This is a genomic window from Thiocapsa sp. (assembly GCF_018399035.1).
In the GTDB taxonomy this organism is placed as follows: domain Bacteria; phylum Pseudomonadota; class Gammaproteobacteria; order Chromatiales; family Chromatiaceae; genus Thiocapsa.
In genome coordinates, this window is record NZ_CP073760.1 from 153,554 (window position 1) to 169,832 (window position 16,279).

Genomic DNA, 16,279 nt, shown 5'->3' on the forward strand with positions numbered 1-16,279 from the left:
CGCGTTTGAGGCGGGAGTCAGAGAAAGATCAGGATCGTCAGATAGTGACTGATGCTGCCCGCGAGCACGAAGAGGTGCCAGACGCCGTGCGACCAGGAGAAACGGCTGTCGAGTGCGTAGAAGACGACGCCGAAGGTGTAGAAGAGACCGCCGGCAACGAGTCCCCAAAAACCTGCCGGGGGTAGGCTTGCCACCAAAGGCTCGAGGGCGAAGACGATCAGCCACCCCATGGTGAGATAGATGATCATCGGCAGGATTCGCCGTTTCCCATGCGGGATGCTGTCGATCAGGACGCCGATGCCGGCGAGGGTCCAGATGGCGCCGAACATCCACCAGCCCGTCTGCCCCTTCAGCACCAGCAAGCTGAACGGGGTGTAGGTGCCGGCGATGAGCAGGTAGATGGCCACATGGTCGAGGACCTTGAAGACCTGTTTTGCTCGGCCCCGTAGGCTGTGATACAGGGTCGAGAAGAGGTAGAGCAGAAAGAGCGTGGCCCCGTAGACGCTGAAGCTGACGATGCGCAGCGCACCGCCCTGCATCCCGGCGAAGGTCACGAGCACGGCCACGCCGATCAGCGCGAGGACCGCGCCGACCAGGTGGGAGATGCTGTTGAAGCGTTCGCCTGCGTACATCGAATGCGATTCCTCGCGCGATCAATTCCCGGCGATGCGTTGTCCGTCGGCGAGCCAGTGGCGCAGTCGGTTCGAGTCGCCCACGGGCGTGAGCTTGCCGACCGCATCCAGGAAGACGACATAGAGTCGACGCCCGTTGATCCGGGTTTGCATCACCAGGCAATGGCCGGACTCGTTGATGAACCCGGTCTTGCTCACCTCGACATGCCATTCCGGGTTGCGCACCAACGGATTGGTGTTGCGATACGCCAAGGTGCTCTTGTCGGCGAAGGGGTGCACCGTCATCTCGCCGCGCGAGGTGGTCTCGCGGATCAAGGGGTACCGGGCGGACGCGCGGACCATCTTGACCAGGTCCTCGGCCGTGGAGCGGTTGCGGTTGTCCAGCCCGCTGCTGTCGGCAAAGGAGGTGTCGTGCATCCCGAGTGCTTGGGCCTTGCGGTTCATGGCCGCGACGAATTGCGGGGTCCCGCCCGGCGAGGTGCGCGCCAGGGCGGCAGCCGCACGGTTGTCCGAGGACATGAGCGCGACCATCAGCATCTCGCGGCGCGATAAGGTCGCCTGGCCGATGCGCAGGCGCGAACGGCTGTGGCGCAGGGTGTCGCGATCGGCCTCGTTGATGGTGATGGGCGCATCCAGAGAGACGCCGGAGTCCAAAACCACCATCGCCGTCATCAGCTTTGTGACGGAGGCGATGGGTTTCACCTCGCGGGTGTTCTTGCCGTAGATCCGGTTGCCCTGCTCGTCCACGATCAGGGCGCTCGCGGAATTGATCTTCGGACCGGAGGTGCCGGAGCCCTGTTGCTGACTCGCGGCGAAGGCATCGCTGCAGAGGATCAGGCCGGCAAGCATCAGCGCCGACAAAAGTATCCGGCCGATGTCTTTGAACGCGTGACCCTGCCGGGGCGGCAGATAGAGCGTGTTGAGTGGGTTGATCGGCGACAACGGCGATGGGGGCATCAGAGGGACATCTCGGCGATAATGAGTGGTGTGTGAACCCTGTCAGCCATGACATGCGCCGTTCCCGCCGGGGCATCGCCCCTGGCATAAGTCCGAGGCAGCAGCAGTGGCGGACGCGGTTCGATTGAGTCGACGTCGGGCTACGGGTGGCTGGAGGTCCGGCGTCGGCGGGAATTATTGCACAGGATCGGGCCATCGTCCGGGGTCGAAAGGGACCGGCTCGGATCGGGCTGTCGGCAGCTCGGGCTCGCGGGTGCTGCGGTTTCATCGGAGAGTCGGGATCAAGATGCTTATGCGAAATCCCTGGACACAGTGGTCGGATCGCTGGCGCGGCTTGCGCGAGGCGCTGCTCGAGCCGCGGGTCGACGACGCCAGCCTCGGTGCGGCTTTGCGCGAGGCCCGTGCGCGTCACCCCCTTCCGGTGGTCTGGCTGATCGGCAAAACCCAGTCCGGAAAGACCTCCATCATTCGGGCGCTGACCGGGAGCGGCCTCGCCGAGATCGGCAACGGTTTCCAGCCCTGTACGGCGACCACGCGCCTCTACGACTTTCCGGCGGAGGCACCCCTAGTGCGCTTCCTCGATACCCGCGGACTCGGGGAGGTCGCCTATGACGCGAGCGCCGACATCCACTACTGCGAGTCGCAGGCGCACCTCCTGTTGGCCGTGATGAAGGCGACCGACATCCGCCAGGACGATGTCTTGGAGGTGCTGCGCCAAGTGCGCGGACGCCACCCGGAATGGCCCTTGGTGATTGCACAGACCGGACTGCACGATGCCTATCCGCCGGACGGCGAGCATCCCATGCCCTATCCCTTCGAGGACGCCGACTGGCCGGACGCCGTCCCGCTCGACCTCGTCCGCGCACTGCGGGCGCAACGCGATCGCTTCGGCGCGCTGCCGGGCGAGATCCCGGTGCGCTGGGTCCCGATCGATCTCACCCTCCCGGAGGACGGATTCGACCCGCCGGACTACGGCCTGGATGCCTTGTGGCAGGCGATCGACGGGGTCTCGTCGCTGCGTCTTCAAGCCCTGCTGCGCAGCGATGCCGGGGTGCGCGACGCCTATGCCCGATCCGCCCATCCGCACATCGTCGGCTATGCGATTGCCGCGGCCGGTGTCGGTGCGCTTCCCTTGGTGGATCTGGTCGGCGTGCCGGCGATCCAGGCAAAGATGCTGCAAAGTCTCGCCGCGCTCTACGGCCAGGATTGGGATCGTCGCGCCATCCTCGAGTTTCTGGGTCTGCTCGGAACCGGCATTGGTGTGGCCTATGCCGCGCGCAGCGCCGGCCGGGCTGTGGTCAAGCTGATCCCGGTGTGGGGCCAAACGGCCGGCGCCGTCTGGGGCGCGACCGCCAGCGGTGCGACGACCTACGCGCTCGGCAAGGCCGCCGGGTTTCACTTCAATCGCCGCCGCCGGGGGCTGCCCGCGGATGCCGAGGGGTTGCGCCGCACCTTCGCCGAAGGATTCGACCGCGGCGCTACCTTGCTCAAAGACCTGGTGAAGTCGGATCGGCCATGAAGAAACTCCTCAGCCGCATCGATCGCCTGCGCCTTCTCGCACTTCTGCTGTGGGCGGTTCCCGTTGCGGCGCTCTTGCCGCTGGGTCTGCTCTGGCTGTGGCAGATCGAGGCGATGCGCTACTGGCTGGTCGCGCTCGTCCTCTTCAGTGCGGCCGGGTATGGCCTGCAGGCTTGGCTGCATCGGCATGAGCGCCGGTTGCTCCTCGCTGCGGAGACCGAACCGGACCCCGATTGGCCACCGGCGGCCGACGTCGCCTGGGCGCTGGTCGAGGACCTGGCCGCGCAGACCAAACCCGAGGACTGGCCGATCGGCGAGGGCGACCGGCTCGGGGTCTTGGGCCAGCAGACGCTCGAGCGTGTCGCGCGGCATTTTCATCCGGATGTGGGCGAGCCCTTGTTGGAGCTGACGGTGCCGCACACGCTCCTGATCGTCGAGCGGGCGAGCCGCGATCTGCGCGAGACCATCACTGACCATATCCCCTTCAGCCACCGGCTCACCGTCGGCTCGCTGATGCGCGCCTATCGCTGGAAGCCCTTTGCGGATCGCTTGCTGGGGCTGTATCGCGCCGGACAGTGGGTCGTGAATCCGGCCCACGCGTTTTTGACCGAGGCATTGTCGCAGCTGCGCGGTCGCGGCTACGCACTGGCGCAGGACGAGCTCTATGGCTGGATCCTGAGGGAGTACGTGCGTAAGGTCGGCGCCTATGCGATCGAGCTCTACAGCGGGCGGCTCCTGCTCTCGGATGATGCTCCCGAGGCCCGCCCCACCACGACATCCGAGCGTGATCTCCGTGCGTCCGACGCGTCCGACGAGCCGGGCGGCGAGCCCTTGCGGATCCTCGTTTTGGGTCGCTCGAACGCCGGCAAGTCCAGTCTGATCAACGCCCTGTTCGGCCAACTGCGCGTGGCGACCGATCTGCTTCCCGACACGACGAAGATGCTCACACCCTATCGTCTGGTGCACGAAGGTCTCGATCTCGCGCTGATCTACGACACGCCGGGATCCGACGCGATGGACGAGCAGACCTTGCGCACGGCAGCGGGCGACGCCGATATGATCCTCTGGGTCAGTGCCGCCGATCGTCCCGACCGTCACGCCGACCGCGAGACCCTGGACAGCTTGCGAGCCGCCTTCGCCGAGTGGCTGACCCGCCGTCCGCCGCCGGTGCTCGTGGCACTCAGTCATATCGACCGTCTGCGCCCGGTGCGCGAGTGGCTGCCGCCCTATGACCTGGCCGAGCCGAAAAGTCTGAAGGCGGAGAGCATCCTTGCCGCCGTGGAGGTGGTCGCGACGGATCTCGCGATCCCCATCGCGAGCGTCATCCCGGTCTGTCTCGCCGGCGGGAGGGTCTACAACGTCGACGACGTCCTGTGGGCAGCCATCCTCGATCGGCTCGACGCCGCCCAACGCTCGCGTCTGCTGCGCTGTCAAGACGCGCGCAAACGCGAGGAAAACTGGTCGCTGGTGCGCAGACAACTGGCCAACGCCGGGCGCTTCCTGCTCGAGCTGCCCAATCGAGGCACGGGCGGGCGCAACCGACGATAGGTGTTTCGCGGGATACGGTTGGCATCTTCCCGTTGCAAACCGAAACGTTTCGGACGACCCGAAACCGTAGGTTGTGCTGACGGTAGGAAGCACAACTTCCGTCGGCGGTTGGTTATGCCTCGCACGGCTCGGTACAACCTACGGCCTGACGGTAGGACGCACGAAAGGATGGGGCGGATGCCGGATGCCGGTAGATCCTTTTCCGGAAATCCCCGAACCCCGAACCCCGAACCCCGAACCCCGAACCCCTAAACCGCCGACGGCGCCTGCTTGACCCCCGCACGACCGCTGAACACTGCAAGATCGGAGCGAACCAGACTCCAACAGGGCTCGCCGAGCTCCTCCCGCGGGCCGCTGATCTCGACCTTCAGGAAGATGTCGGGCTCCTCCAGATAGACATAGAGCCGCAGCTCGATCGGCCGATCATTCGCGGTGTTTGCGGCGTAGAGCTCCAAGGTCAGGTCGAAGGCGTTGCTCGACAGACGCGGCCGTCCGGTCTCGACACGGACCAGGCCGCAGTTCGGCTCGGCACAGCGGCGGCGCAAGGCATAGCCCAGCTCGCGATCGCAGAAGACACAGAGGGCACGATTCACCTCGGCGAGGCGACGCTGTGCGTCTCGAAGGCGATGGGGGTAGGGGACCTCGTCGCGGATCTCATCGCGCAGCACGCGCCTGAGTCGGTCAAACGCCTTCGGCAGTGTTCCGCTGTGAAAGCCCCGGCGGAGCATCCCGCGCATGGTCTCGCCGTGGCTGCCGATGATGGCCGGCTCGATCGGTGTGCTCTCCAGATCGGATCGGCGCACCGCCTCGATCCGACCTGTATCGTATCCGACTGGGTGCGCGCCCCCGTGGTTGGCCGCATAGATCCGTCGATTCTCCTTCAGCTCCCAAACCAGAAAACCGGCGAGTCCCGGCAACAAGAGGATGGTGACGGTCACGAAGGGGTAGGCGATCAGCTTCGGCAGAAAGGGCTCCGTGAGTGCAACCAGCAGCCCGGTGAGTGCAGGCAGGAAGGGCAACATCAGCTTGTGCGCGATGGTGACCAGAGGGAAATGCTTGATCGGATTGACCTGCGGCTCCACCAGCACGGTCACGTAAAATTGGATGAACGCCTCCGTGAATTTCCAGACCGGCGCAAACAGCGACTTGATGGCGAGCGCGAGCCGCGACTCTCCGAGCTGATGGCTCAGCAATTCCTCGATCCGGTGCAGCCCCTGCTCGAAGCGGCGCGTCACCTCCTTGAAGAAATGGAGCAGCTCTCGAACCAATCCGATCACCAGGGTCTGGTTCAGTCGACGAAGCATCTGCCATGCCGTGCTCGCGAGATTGTCGAGCAAGCGTCGACCCGCCGGCGTGTTGCGCGCGAGCGTGCCGATCGCAAAGGCCGGGATCAGCAGGGATAGACCGTAATCGATCTCCACCTCCTCGATCAGCAGACCAATTCCAACGAACGGGAGCACGACCAGCAGGCCGATGAACAGCGGCTGGACGAGGTTACGATCCAGTCCGCGGATGATGCTCGTCGACAGGAGCCTCGCGACGGGCGTCCAGCGCAGTAGCCTGCGCACCCCGTCGAACAGCAGCAGACGGACTGTCCAAGAGAGGACGCGCCAGATCGTCTTGGCGATCGCACGCCCGACGCGGGTGTAGGCGAACGCATTGATCAGCAGGGCGAGCAGCAGCACGAGCCAGAGGGGCGCCAAATGGACGGAGCTCCCATCGTGCGTGATCAGGCCGGCCAGGATGTCGAGCGTCTTGAGTCCCAGGAAGGCGAGGCCGGTCGGCAGGATGAGATGACGCAGGATCAACCGTCCTCGCGGGGTGCCGAACAGAGGTGCGCCGAGCTGCTGCAATCCCTTGACATAGAATTCGCCCGGCTTATAGACGCCGGGCAGGCTTTTGGCGGCGATCCGATCGAAATGCGCCAAGCGGTCGCCGTGGCGAATCTCCTCCAAGGTCGGGTCGGGCAGGCGCAGGATGTTGCGTGCGACGATATCGCGCACGTCGGTGAACTTCAGATGCCGCCGGTGCTGGATGACGTCGAGCAGCTCCTCGCGCATCTTGTGCGCCGCGACCTTCTCGCGATGGTTGCTCGGGTTGAAGCCGGCCTCCTCGAGAGAAACGCGGAGGTGGGGTCTGAGCTGGCCGGCGAGTCGCGTGGCAAGCTGATCGGAGAGTCGCTTCAAGGGGACCGAGAACCGCTCGACTTCGCGGCTAGGCCACTCGATCTGCTCGAGCCGGAGCGATGCGGCCTCGAGCGCACGCAGCGCCTTGAGCTGGGCCTGAAAGGGCAGGATCTGTCGAAGCCGTACCTTGCCGCCGCTCGCTGCCCATTGGAAGGGGCGCAGGCGGTAGTAGGTCGTGCGGCTCTCCAGCAGGGCGCGCTCCAGGTTGAGAAGGATCGAGTAAGCCGAGCTTGCCGAGCCGGAGCGCATCACTTCCTCGCCCAAGAGCGCGGTCAAAGCAGCCAGCTCGCGTGCCGTGCCCGGGCTCAGCGTCGAGTTGGCGGCGATGAGATCCGCCAAGGCGCTCTCGGCGGCAGCGGCACGTTGGGCGAGGATCACGCGGACGGCGTCGCGCGCATTCGGGCTGGGGCCGCCCATGGCGATGAAGCGTCGCCGGGCCAAGGACAGGTTGACGAGTGCGGCGGCATAATGATGATCGAGCTCGGCGCGCTGTGCCTTGCGCACGGCATCGGCGAACAAGGCCAGATGCAGATCCAGCAGGATCCCGCGGGGTCCTGCGGTCGATCGTCGACGGCTCAGCAGCGTCGGGATGGTCAGCAGTCCGTCCAGAAGTGGGCCGAGCGGTGTGATGACGATGTCTCGGAGCGTCGTCCGCCAGTCCCGACCCACCGATTGAGAGGCGTCGTGCAGGACCGCGAGACAGCGTACCTCGATCTTGTCGACGGGGGACGCGAGCGTCGCGCCGGAGGCGTTCGGCGTTGCCGGCTCATCCGGGAAGAGCGGCGCTTCGTGGCTTTCCTGGGCTACGATCGCGCGCGCGAAATCCGGATCCGACTCCCCGTAGGGCAGGCCGGACGGGAGCAGCGGCAGATACTCGGGCACGCCGCAGCGGTGATCCGGGCGGGTATGCTCCAGCAAGCGCGGCAGCCGTCCCCCCTGCAACGATCCGGGGAGGTCGAGCCCGCTCTCGAGGAGCCACAGATCGAGCGCGTGCCAGTCGCGGATCGTCGGAAAGAAGAAACCGCGGGCGCCCGGCGAAAAATAGCGCAATCGGGCAATCAGGGCGACGAAGCTGCGGCAAATGAAGGCGTCGCCGATACCCGCAGGGACGACCCCGTCGCGCGCCATGATGTCGCGCACCTCGGACAAGGCCAGCGGGCCGATCCGGCGGGCCAGACCGACCGGGCCGAACGGATCCCCGTCGCGATTGTCGTCGCGGGCCATCTGCCAAGCGCGCGCGACCTCCGCCTCGAAACGCCGTGCCCAGTAGTCGCGCAGCAGTCGCGTGAAGCCGATCCGGTCGAGTCGCTGTTCGGGCGGGATGGGCAGGAGGATGACATAGTCGGGCAGGTTGAGCCCCTCGATGACCGCCAGTGCCTCTGGATTTTCCAGTTCCAGGCCTGTCAGAAAGGCCGTGGAGGGCATCAGGTAATAGGCGAGCTCGGGTATCGAGATGTCACGGGCCTCGGCCGCCAAATGGTCCGTGATCAGGCGCTCCATGGCCCTGGGATGGAACAGGAAGACGCCTTCGGCGGGTTTAAGGACGCGCCCGCGGAAGAGCTTCGCGGTGGTCTCGGCGCTGGCGGATGGGGTAAGGTCAGACACGGGGCTCGCGATGCTGGGTCGAAGGGGCCGGCATGATCGGGGCGCGCGCAAGCGGTCGCCGCGTCGGTGAACCGGCTCGGCCCCGGTGCCCTATCCTAGTTCCATTGGCCCCGATAAGGAAACCGATCGAGTGCTCGACCCCGGGCCGCACGCGTCGTCGCGGCTCGGGGCCGCGGGGGCGACTAGGCCCTGGCCGGCGTTGGCACATCGTTCTCGAGAATGCCGGTTTCCCCTTCGCTCTTGGCGATGATGACGGCACCGCAGGAGTCGCTGAAGACGTTGACCGAGGTGCGCATCATGTCGAGGAGTCGATCGACCGCCAGGATCAGCCCGATCCCTTCCAACGGCAGGCCGACGGCACTCAGGATGATGGCGATGGCCACAAGGCTTGCGGCCGGGATGCCGGCCACGCCGATCGAGGTCAGAAGCGCGAGGATCACGATCAGGATCTGGGTCGAGAATCCCAGCTCGATCCCGTATGCCTGAGCGATGAACATGACGGCGACGCATTCATAAAGTGCGGTTCCGTCCATGTTCACGGTCGCACCCAAGGGCAGCACGAAGCTCGAAGTCCGGTTGGAGACCCCTGCGTTCTTCTCGACACATTCCATCGTGAGCGGGAGCGTGGCCGAGGAGGATGCGGTCGAGAAGGCCGTGAGCAGCGCAGCACCCATGGCGCGATAGTGGCGGCTTGGCTTCACCCCGCCGATGAACATGAGCAGCAGCGGCAGGGTCACGAAAAAATGGATGCCCAGCGCGATCACGACGCTGAAGAAGAAAAGCGCGAGTGGTCCGAATGCCTCCAATCCGGTGTCCGTGACCGTCTTGGCGACCAGTGCGAAGACCCCGATGGGCGCGAAGCGCATCACCAGCTCGGTGATCTTCATCATCACCTCGAAGACGCCGCTCCAGAAGTCGAGCTGTGTTTGCGCATAGTTGCCGTTCAGGCGGGTGATGAAAAAGCCGTAGAGCAGGCTGAAGAAGATCAGTCCGAGCATCTGCCCCGCTGCCGCTGCCGCAACGACGTTGGTCGGCACCATGCGCAGGAAGATCTCGATGATGTCGGTGGCGCCCTTGTCGGCGAACTGAGCCTCCAGATCGCTCTTGCTGGCGGTTAGCCCGAATACCTCCTCGGCGGTGCCTTCCACCACACCGGGCTGAATGATGTTGACGACGAGCAACCCCACGATGATGGCGAGCAGGCTCGTCATCGCGTAGTAGCCGATGGTCTTGCCTCCGAGACGCCCGAGATTGCTCGAGCTGCCGATTCCGGCGACCCCGACGATGATCGAAGACACGATCAGGGGTACAATCAACATCTTCAGGGCGTTGAGGAAAAGCTCGCCCAGAAAGGCGAAGATCCCGTACAGGGTGACCCCGAAGAGTCCGGTGTCGCGCTCGATCAGCAGCCCGATGACGATCGCCAGCACAAGGGCGATCAGGATCTGCCAGTGGAGCTTCATTTTGAGAACCGACATCGACGTCTCCGAATGGCTCTGAGTTGGTCCGGCACGGATCGCCGCGCGTGTGATTGCCGGATCTCGCATCCGCGCGGAAGCACTCGGTGATGCATATTCGCCGAAGGTCGAGCCGGCTCGGCGTGCTCGAGGGGGGGTTCGGACAACCGCGGATACGGGCGCATCTTATGCCGTACGCCGTGCCGAGACCAGACCGTCACAGCACACAGAGAGCGAACATCGTCAGCCATGCACTATCGCGTCTACTACTTATTCGAGCGTTCGGGAGGGTCGGTCTCGTCTTCGAGCGGGCTGGAGGTGAGCAGCCGGGAGATTCGAGAGCAACTGCTGCCTCGCCTGCAACATGCGGACGACTATCTCGGGATCATCGATCACGCCGACAACACCCTGCAGATCCTTCGTGAGCCGGGATCCATCCGTTATTGGGTCGAGCTGCCGCTCGATGCGGCCAAGGCATCCTACGGTCGGCACATGGATTTCGACGAGGTGGATCAGCTCATTCGAGCGCTGCCGTCGGTCTTCGATCGCGAAGCCATTCCAGGACTCGAATACCGCCCTTGGTGAGCATTGATGGATGAACCGACCCGCAATCATCAAACCGTTTCGGCTCGTCCCGAAACGACCGATCCACGCAAGACCACGACCGGCTTCGTCTATCTTCTGCAGGCCCTGTCGTTCATCTTCGGCGTGACATCCGTCGTCGGCGTCGTCGTCAACTATCTGCGCCTCGCCGATGTGCGGGGCACCTGGCTCGAATCCCATTTCGTCTGGCAGATCCGAACCTTTTGGTTCCAGGTGTTGTGGGGCCTCGTCGGTCTGGTCACCCTCGTGTTCCTGATCGGCTTCCTGATCTGGGGAGTCGTATACTTTTGGACGCTTTATCGCGTGGTCAAGGGGTGGCTCAATCTGGCGGAGGAGCGGCCGATGTATGCCGACTGAACCGCGTCTCTGCTGACACCTGCACGCTTGTCGCGTGCCGTTGGCTCCGCGTCCGCCAACTGGCGTCGGAGCGGACGCGGTTCAGATGATTTCGACAATCGAAGGATCGCGGGGGCAAACAACCAAAACGTAGGATGGGTAGAGCGCAGCGAAACCCATCCTCACAACTCAAACGCTCAATAACCCTCTCGGCGTGGAGCGCTCACCACAGGGTGTGACGTGGCCGAGTCAGGTCGGGCCGGTAGGGTGGACGAGCGAGAGCGGAGTCCACCAAGCCCCACGCCCGCGCTGGCTGGTGGACTGCGCTGCGCGTGTCTACCCTACCGATCCCGGCGTGGCCCCCGGCTTACGATCGAGGCCCGTCGAGGTGGTTCAGCGCACCGCTATGATCAGCAACACGACAAGCGCGACAACCGCGCCGAGCGGCAGGATGGCCGCTTGCCAATCCCCCTTTTCAGCCTTCGGTCCGTTCTCCTGCCAGTGCTTGTAGGCCGGCCAGAGATAGAACAGCATCAAGACGAGCACCGCTGCAGCGGCAATCTTCAGTGCAAGCTCCATGGAAGCGTCTCCTTGCCCCGAGCGGGGTCGTGTCGAGGGCTCAAACAAAAACCCCGGCACTCGGCCGGGGTTTGTGCCCTAAAAGGGGGCTAATCAGTCGTCGCCCATGATCCCGAGAATCTGGAGCAAGCTGATGAAGATGTTGAAGATGGCGAGATAGATCCCGTAGGTCGCCATAATATAGTTCGTCTCTTCGCCCCGTGCGATCCGGCTGGTATCGAACAGGATGAAGCCGCTCATCAGCAGGATGATGGCCGAGGAGATCGCCAGCGAGAGCGCCGGCATCTGGAGGAACAGATTCGCCACGATCGCCAGAATCACGACCATCATGCCGGCGAAGATGAAGCCGCCCATGAAGCTGAAGTCACGCTTGCTGGTCAGTGCGTAGCCGGACAGTCCAAGGAAGATCGCCGCGGTGCCGCCGAACGCCAAGCCGACGGTCTGCGGGCCGTTCGGGAGGGCGAGATACATGGACAAGATCGAGCCCAGGCCGAACCCGAGCAGACCGGTGATCAGGAAGATGACACCGATGCCCTTCGATGAATTGGCCGTGCGCGGAAGCACGAAAATACCCATCAGCATTGCAACGATCACCGAGACCAGGTACATCCAGCTCGGCACGGCGAGGGCGATCGACACCATCGCGGTAAAGGCGCTGAAGCCCAGCGTCGCGGCGAGCAGCAGATAGGTGTTCTTGAGCACCTTGTTGGCCGAGATGACCGACTCTGTGCTGCGGGGGATGGAAAAATCAGTGTTGGCCATTGGTGTGGTCACTCCGGTTTCGAAAGATTCAAGCTGCCGAGTCAGACTCGGCGGGAAGATCCGAGTTCCTGAAGCATACCTGATGGAGTCGCTCGCGCAAGCGTCAAGACGTTTGGGTCCGCAGTGGACATGCGGTATCCTAACCTCCGCGTCGACTTGGAGCTCGATACCCTGGCAAATCCAGGGGATTGCGTCGGGTGGTCGATATTCGGAGAGGTGGCTGAGCGGTCGAAAGCGGCGGTCTTGAAAACCGTTGAGGGTTCATCCCCTCCGTGGGTTCGAATCCCACCCTCTCCGCCATATTATTCAGGCGGTTATCTATTTTTCAAGGTCTTCTTCGACCAGCGTCGGCGTTATCGATCTTGGACCCCCATCGCACCGCCTTCGTTCTCCTCCGTGTCTGCGCGGCGGTTTCCCGTTCGATGCCCGGCGCGGCATGGCGTAAAACCTCGAAATATTCGAGCAATTCTGGCAAAAAATCGAAGTCCGAGTGCGCCGCGCGAAGGACGCCGATGTCCCGATCGAGATCCCCGGTCGCTGCTTCGCCTCTGCGCTCAGCGCTGATCCTCGAGTCCCGTGAGGGACCAAAGCCGGTCGATCTGCGCACGCAGCTCGGCAACCTCGGACTCCAGCGCCTCGATGCGGGCGCTGCGGGTCGGCTCGCCGCTTGCCGCGTGAGCGGACTCCGGGATGTCCTCGAGCTTGGGGCTGCCGCAGAGCAGGTGCGCGTAGCGCTCCTCGCGTTTGCCGGGCTGGCGCGGCAGCTCGACGACAAGCGGGCGGTCGCGCTTGGCCATGCCGTGCAACGCGGTGGTGACCTGCTCGAGATCCTTGAAGTCGGCCAGGCGCGCGGTATTGGTCCGCAGCTCGCCGGTTGTCTGAGGGCCGCGCAACATCAGCGCGCACAGCAGCGCATGCTCTTCCCGGCTCAGCAGGAAGGTGCCGACGATCTTGTGGTCGTAGCGCTCGGTGCGCCCCGAAAGACTGGCGTAGATGAGGCCGCGGTCGCGCAATTGGTTGACGACGTGGCCGACCTCGCCGGGGGTCATGTTCGTGACGGGATGGCGGGCGCTTTTCTGATTGCAGGCGCTGACGAGACTGTTGAGGGTCAAGGGGTACTGGTCGGGCGTGGTGCGCTGCTTCTCCATGAGGCAGCCGAGGACGCGCGCTTCCGCCGGGGTCAGCATGGCATCGGAGGTGTCGGATTCGTGCTCGATCGTCATGGTTGGCGGTTCTCCGGTGGTCGGTTGATGGACCCGGCGGCCGGGGCCTCGGGCGATTCGCCGATGCGTTGCACGGCCCAGTCCAGGACGGCGCGCACGCGATCGTTCAGGAGCGCATGAGCCTCTGCTTCGGTGACCCAGCGATACTCCTGGTGCTCGGGAAACCCCAGCTGCGGGTTGATCCCGAGGGCGACATCGCCGCGCGGTGACTCCGCCAGATAATAACGCGCGACCTTGCCGCGACCGTAGGGCGGCGTTTCCACGAACGACGTCCCCCAACGAAAATCCAGGTCGGTGAGTCCGGTCTCTTCGACGACTTCGCGCCCTGCGGTATTCAACGGGTCTTCGCCGGGCTCGGTCTCGCCCTTGGGGAAATCCCAATAGCTGAAGCATCGCAGGATCAGGAAACGCATCTCGGGTCCGAAGCGACGGACCGGAACGACGCCGGCGGAGAGGATCTCTCGGCGGTTCATTTGGCGCGCTCGCGTGCTGCAGGTTTGAACGCGAGTGATGGAGACGTTGGGTCTTGCATGGCTGTCGCGAGGGGCAGGGTTCCGGTCGGATCGGAGCGCAGCGCTTCGGCTGCGCGTCGGATGCGGGCGAGGATCGCGTCCCGACCGTTTGTACCGAAAAGGCCCGCCAATGCGGCCGATCCGTGAAACTGGCGCGCGGATGCGATCAAGAGGGCGGCGTCGTCGTCCGCAATGCCTCCGGCCCGCAGACAGGATCCGAGTCGGCGCCGGACGAGCTCGGACAGGAGCGGGAGGGTGGCGTCCAGGGAGCGATGGCCGTCGATGAAGCCGCTCAGCTCAAGATCGTCGATCGCGAATCGGCATGGGGCACAAGGCGGTTCAGGCGCGGTGCGGATCGCGGCGACGAGCGCCACGACCGTGACGGCGTCGAGCGTGCGCAGCGGACCGGCCAACAGCACCGGGAGCCGGGATTCCAGGCGAGCCTCGGCCCTTGCTGCAAAGCGCCAACCGTGCGTGTCGAGACGGCGCAGCACGACGAGCGCGTGCTCGCCGCTTGCGGCATTCCGGCTGGTGCCCAGCTGGGCCGGACGAAAGCCGCAGCGGTCCCAAAAGCGGATCAATTCGGGCGTTGCGCCGAAGCTGGCGCCGAGGAGATCGATGCCCTCGGCGCGAGCGTCGCGCGCGAGCCGGCGCAGCAGTCTGCGCCCGAGACCGCGGCGTGCGAGCGCCGGATGGACGGCGATGCGGATGACGCGCAGGTAACGCAGGGTAGGGGCCTCGGCGAGTCCGGCATGCGTCGACAGGGTCTGCGGGAGCAGGTGGCCGCGCGGACGGCGGCGGCCCGTGAAGATCGCCTCGCACAATGCGGGATCGGTGAAACCGCCTTCCTCCGCGGCGAGGAGGGTGGCGACGACGTGCGCGCGCCAGCGCAGGGCGTAGATGCGGACATTCGGGCCGTCCAGCAGCATGCGCAGGTCCATCGGCCGGGTCTGGTAATGGGCCAGGACGAGCAGACCGAAGAGCTCGCGCAGGGTCTTCTCGTCTCGGACCAAGACGTCGCGGTCGAGGCGCTCGCAGCGGATGTCGTCGGGGTCGGCGTCGCTCAGCTCCTCTGCTGTCGCCGGGGCTGCGTCGAGCAGCAGGGTACGGAAGGTCAGGGCTTCGAGCGGATCCCCGGGCGCCCAGCGGATCGGCGTGTCGAGCGAGATCTCGCGCCAACTCGGCGTGAGCCGATCCAGGGTGGCGCGAAAGCGCACGTCGAAGCCGCGCCCCGTGCCCTCGTAGCCGTGGACCGTGGTCGCGAAGACGACGCGCGGGTAACGGGCGAGCAGGGTCCCGAGGATGGGTGCAGGGATGCCGGCCGCCTCGTCGATCAGGAGCAGATCGGCCGCCGGTGTCTCCGCGGCGAGATCGGCGGGGAGACGAATGCGAGTGATCCCGATGCACGACCGAGCCCGGATCGGTCTGCCGCCGACGTCGTCTCATCCGGCGTCGTCCCGGTCTCCGCATCCGGGGCGCAGACCCGAGCATGACCGCCCAGCACGGCAGCGGCGTGCTTGAAGAGCGCGTCGGCCGCCGAGCGGCGCGGTGCGGTCACCAGGATGCGCAGCGGCCGCTCGCGCAGAAGTCGGCCGGCGGCGAGGCCCAGGGCGGCACTCTTGCCGCGTCCGCGGTGCGCTCGGATGACGAGCGGGCGGCGAGCACGGCCATGCGCGAGCGCGAGGATGGCCGCGATGGCGTGATCCTGGTCCGATGTGGCGGGTTCTGTGGGATCCCGGTCGCTGCCGCCGGTGGTCCGATCAGGGTTGTTCGGCTCCGGTGTGACGCCGGCGCTGTCCGAGATGAACCTCTGCGCACTCGACATGCTCCCTGCATCCCCTTGCGCAAGGTGGATCAACCCCGTGTCGGAGCCGAGAAGCCCCGCGAGCCGTCGCAGGAAGCGTCCGCCGACCGATGCTGCCGTATTCGGCCAAACAGCGATGCGCTCGGCCTGCGGGTCGGTCAGGTCCGGCCAGTCGTCCAAAGGCGGTGTCAAGAGCAGCAGGAGACCCCCTCCACGAATCGCCCCGGTCGCTGCGCCGAAACCATCCGGGTCGAAACCGCTCTGGGTGTCGTAGACCAAGAGATCGAGATCGCTGCCGAGCAGTCGGTCCGCGTCCCGCAGCGGCAGGGCGCCGTCGGCCAGAGGGCGCTCGGTCAGCCAGGTCGGAACCTGGTCCGGGAGCGCGGCGACGCAACGCCATGCATGGGTTGCGGTCCAGTCCGCATCACCGCTCAACAGCAGGGTCGCGCGATGACCGGCGGCCTGCGCCTGTCGCTGCACGATGATGGCGAGGGTTTCGAGTGTGTCGCCGGGCAAAAGCACGCGTGACTCTTCAGCCACGAAGACGCCGGGGCGGG

The 16,279-nt window shown here is 65.4% G+C and carries 14 protein-coding genes and 1 tRNA gene; 5 read left to right on the forward strand and 10 right to left on the reverse strand.

Annotated elements, in window-relative coordinates; all coding sequences use genetic code 11:
- Positions 1-17 precede the first annotated feature (17 nt).
- Together KFB96_RS00750 and pbpG are read right to left on the reverse strand one after the other, a co-directional pair.
- Complete coding sequence (locus KFB96_RS00750; RefSeq protein WP_213458504.1) at positions 18-632, reverse strand: hemolysin III family protein; 615 nt, start codon at positions 630-632, stop codon at positions 18-20.
- 21 nt (positions 633-653) lie between these two features.
- Positions 654-1,589 (reverse strand): D-alanyl-D-alanine endopeptidase, encoded by a 936-nt coding sequence (gene pbpG, locus KFB96_RS00755; RefSeq protein ID WP_213458505.1) that lies wholly within the window; start codon positions 1,587-1,589, stop codon positions 654-656.
- A 286-nt stretch (positions 1,590-1,875) separates the two neighbouring features.
- Here pbpG and KFB96_RS00760 point away from each other — a divergent pair, with 286 nt between their 5' ends.
- A complete protein-coding gene (locus KFB96_RS00760) occupies positions 1,876-3,108 on the forward strand; it encodes a GTPase (protein WP_366931505.1) in 1,233 nt (410 codons plus the stop codon).
- On the forward strand, positions 3,105-4,655 hold the full coding sequence (locus KFB96_RS00765) for a GTPase domain-containing protein (RefSeq protein WP_213458506.1): 1,551 nt from the start codon (positions 3,105-3,107) through the stop codon (positions 4,653-4,655). The genes KFB96_RS00760 and KFB96_RS00765 overlap by 4 nt, the downstream gene beginning before the upstream one ends.
- Before the next feature lie 248 nt (positions 4,656-4,903).
- Here the strand turns inward: KFB96_RS00765 and KFB96_RS00770 are convergent, their stop codons facing one another.
- Together KFB96_RS00770 and KFB96_RS00775 are read right to left on the reverse strand one after the other, a co-directional pair.
- Positions 4,904-8,446: a sulfite exporter TauE/SafE family protein gene (locus KFB96_RS00770; protein WP_213458507.1), complete on the reverse strand. Its 3,543-nt coding sequence runs from the start codon at positions 8,444-8,446 to the stop codon at positions 4,904-4,906.
- Positions 8,447-8,628: 182 nt separating this feature from the next.
- Positions 8,629-9,924 (reverse strand): dicarboxylate/amino acid:cation symporter, encoded by a 1,296-nt coding sequence (locus tag KFB96_RS00775; RefSeq protein ID WP_213465743.1) that lies wholly within the window; start codon positions 9,922-9,924, stop codon positions 8,629-8,631.
- A gap of 228 nt (positions 9,925-10,152) precedes the next feature.
- Between KFB96_RS00775 and KFB96_RS00780 the strand changes: the two genes are divergently transcribed.
- Together KFB96_RS00780 and KFB96_RS00785 are read left to right on the forward strand one after the other, a co-directional pair.
- A complete protein-coding gene (locus KFB96_RS00780; protein ID WP_213458509.1) occupies positions 10,153-10,488 on the forward strand; it encodes a hypothetical protein in 336 nt (111 codons plus the stop codon).
- Between the two features lie 6 nt (positions 10,489-10,494).
- Positions 10,495-10,863: a hypothetical protein gene (locus KFB96_RS00785; protein WP_213458510.1), complete on the forward strand. Its 369-nt coding sequence runs from the start codon at positions 10,495-10,497 to the stop codon at positions 10,861-10,863.
- Positions 10,864-11,235: 372 nt separating this feature from the next.
- On the opposite strand, the gene KFB96_RS00790 is transcribed toward KFB96_RS00785, so the two are convergent.
- A complete protein-coding gene (locus tag KFB96_RS00790; RefSeq protein WP_213458511.1) occupies positions 11,236-11,421 on the reverse strand; it encodes a hypothetical protein in 186 nt (61 codons plus the stop codon).
- A gap of 93 nt (positions 11,422-11,514) precedes the next feature.
- On the reverse strand, positions 11,515-12,183 hold the full coding sequence (locus KFB96_RS00795; RefSeq protein ID WP_213458512.1) for a Bax inhibitor-1/YccA family protein: 669 nt from the start codon (positions 12,181-12,183) through the stop codon (positions 11,515-11,517).
- Between the two features lie 210 nt (positions 12,184-12,393).
- Between KFB96_RS00795 and KFB96_RS00800 the strand changes: the two genes are divergently transcribed.
- Positions 12,394-12,483: transfer RNA gene (locus KFB96_RS00800), tRNA-Ser, on the forward strand.
- A gap of 254 nt (positions 12,484-12,737) precedes the next feature.
- Here KFB96_RS00800 and KFB96_RS00805 read toward each other — a convergent pair.
- The 4 genes from KFB96_RS00805 to KFB96_RS26230 are packed head-to-tail and all read right to left on the reverse strand — an operon-like array spanning position 12,738 to position 16,262.
- Positions 12,738-13,406 (reverse strand): YceH family protein, encoded by a 669-nt coding sequence (locus KFB96_RS00805; protein ID WP_213458513.1) that lies wholly within the window; start codon positions 13,404-13,406, stop codon positions 12,738-12,740.
- Positions 13,403-13,879, reverse strand: a complete 477-nt coding sequence (locus KFB96_RS00810; protein WP_213458514.1) for an NUDIX domain-containing protein — start codon at positions 13,877-13,879, stop codon at positions 13,403-13,405. Before KFB96_RS00810 ends, KFB96_RS00805 begins: the two co-directional genes overlap by 4 nt.
- Positions 13,876-15,339 carry a GNAT family N-acetyltransferase gene (locus tag KFB96_RS26225; RefSeq protein WP_367115067.1) on the reverse strand — a complete coding sequence of 488 codons (1,464 nt, stop codon included), beginning with the start codon at positions 15,337-15,339 and terminating at the stop codon, positions 13,876-13,878. Before KFB96_RS26225 ends, KFB96_RS00810 begins: the two co-directional genes overlap by 4 nt.
- Positions 15,252-16,262 carry a tRNA(Met) cytidine acetyltransferase TmcA domain-containing protein gene (locus tag KFB96_RS26230; RefSeq protein WP_300971210.1) on the reverse strand — a complete coding sequence of 337 codons (1,011 nt, stop codon included), beginning with the start codon at positions 16,260-16,262 and terminating at the stop codon, positions 15,252-15,254. The genes KFB96_RS26225 and KFB96_RS26230 overlap by 88 nt, the downstream gene beginning before the upstream one ends.
- Between the last annotated feature and the right edge of the window lie 17 nt (positions 16,263-16,279).

Excerpts from the sequence above, each read along its gene's own strand:
- KFB96_RS00750 (WP_213458504.1), bottom strand. The coding sequence starts at position 632 with ATGTACGCAGGCGAACGCTTCAACAGCATCTCCCACCTGGTCGGCGCG.
- pbpG (WP_213458505.1), bottom strand. The coding sequence starts at position 1,589 with ATGCCCCCATCGCCGTTGTCGCCGATCAACCCACTCAACACGCTCTAT.
- KFB96_RS00760 (WP_366931505.1), top strand. The coding sequence starts at position 1,876 with ATGCTTATGCGAAATCCCTGGACACAGTGGTCGGATCGCTGGCGCGGC.
- KFB96_RS00765 (WP_213458506.1), top strand. The coding sequence starts at position 3,105 with ATGAAGAAACTCCTCAGCCGCATCGATCGCCTGCGCCTTCTCGCACTT.
- KFB96_RS00775 (WP_213465743.1), bottom strand. The coding sequence starts at position 9,924 with ATGTCGGTTCTCAAAATGAAGCTCCACTGGCAGATCCTGATCGCCCTT.
- KFB96_RS00780 (WP_213458509.1), top strand. The coding sequence starts at position 10,153 with ATGCACTATCGCGTCTACTACTTATTCGAGCGTTCGGGAGGGTCGGTC.
- KFB96_RS00785 (WP_213458510.1), top strand. The coding sequence starts at position 10,495 with ATGGATGAACCGACCCGCAATCATCAAACCGTTTCGGCTCGTCCCGAA.
- KFB96_RS00790 (WP_213458511.1), bottom strand. The coding sequence starts at position 11,421 with ATGGAGCTTGCACTGAAGATTGCCGCTGCAGCGGTGCTCGTCTTGATG.
- KFB96_RS00795 (WP_213458512.1), bottom strand. The coding sequence starts at position 12,183 with ATGGCCAACACTGATTTTTCCATCCCCCGCAGCACAGAGTCGGTCATC.
- KFB96_RS00805 (WP_213458513.1), bottom strand. The coding sequence starts at position 13,406 with ATGACGATCGAGCACGAATCCGACACCTCCGATGCCATGCTGACCCCG.
- KFB96_RS00810 (WP_213458514.1), bottom strand. The coding sequence starts at position 13,879 with ATGAACCGCCGAGAGATCCTCTCCGCCGGCGTCGTTCCGGTCCGTCGC.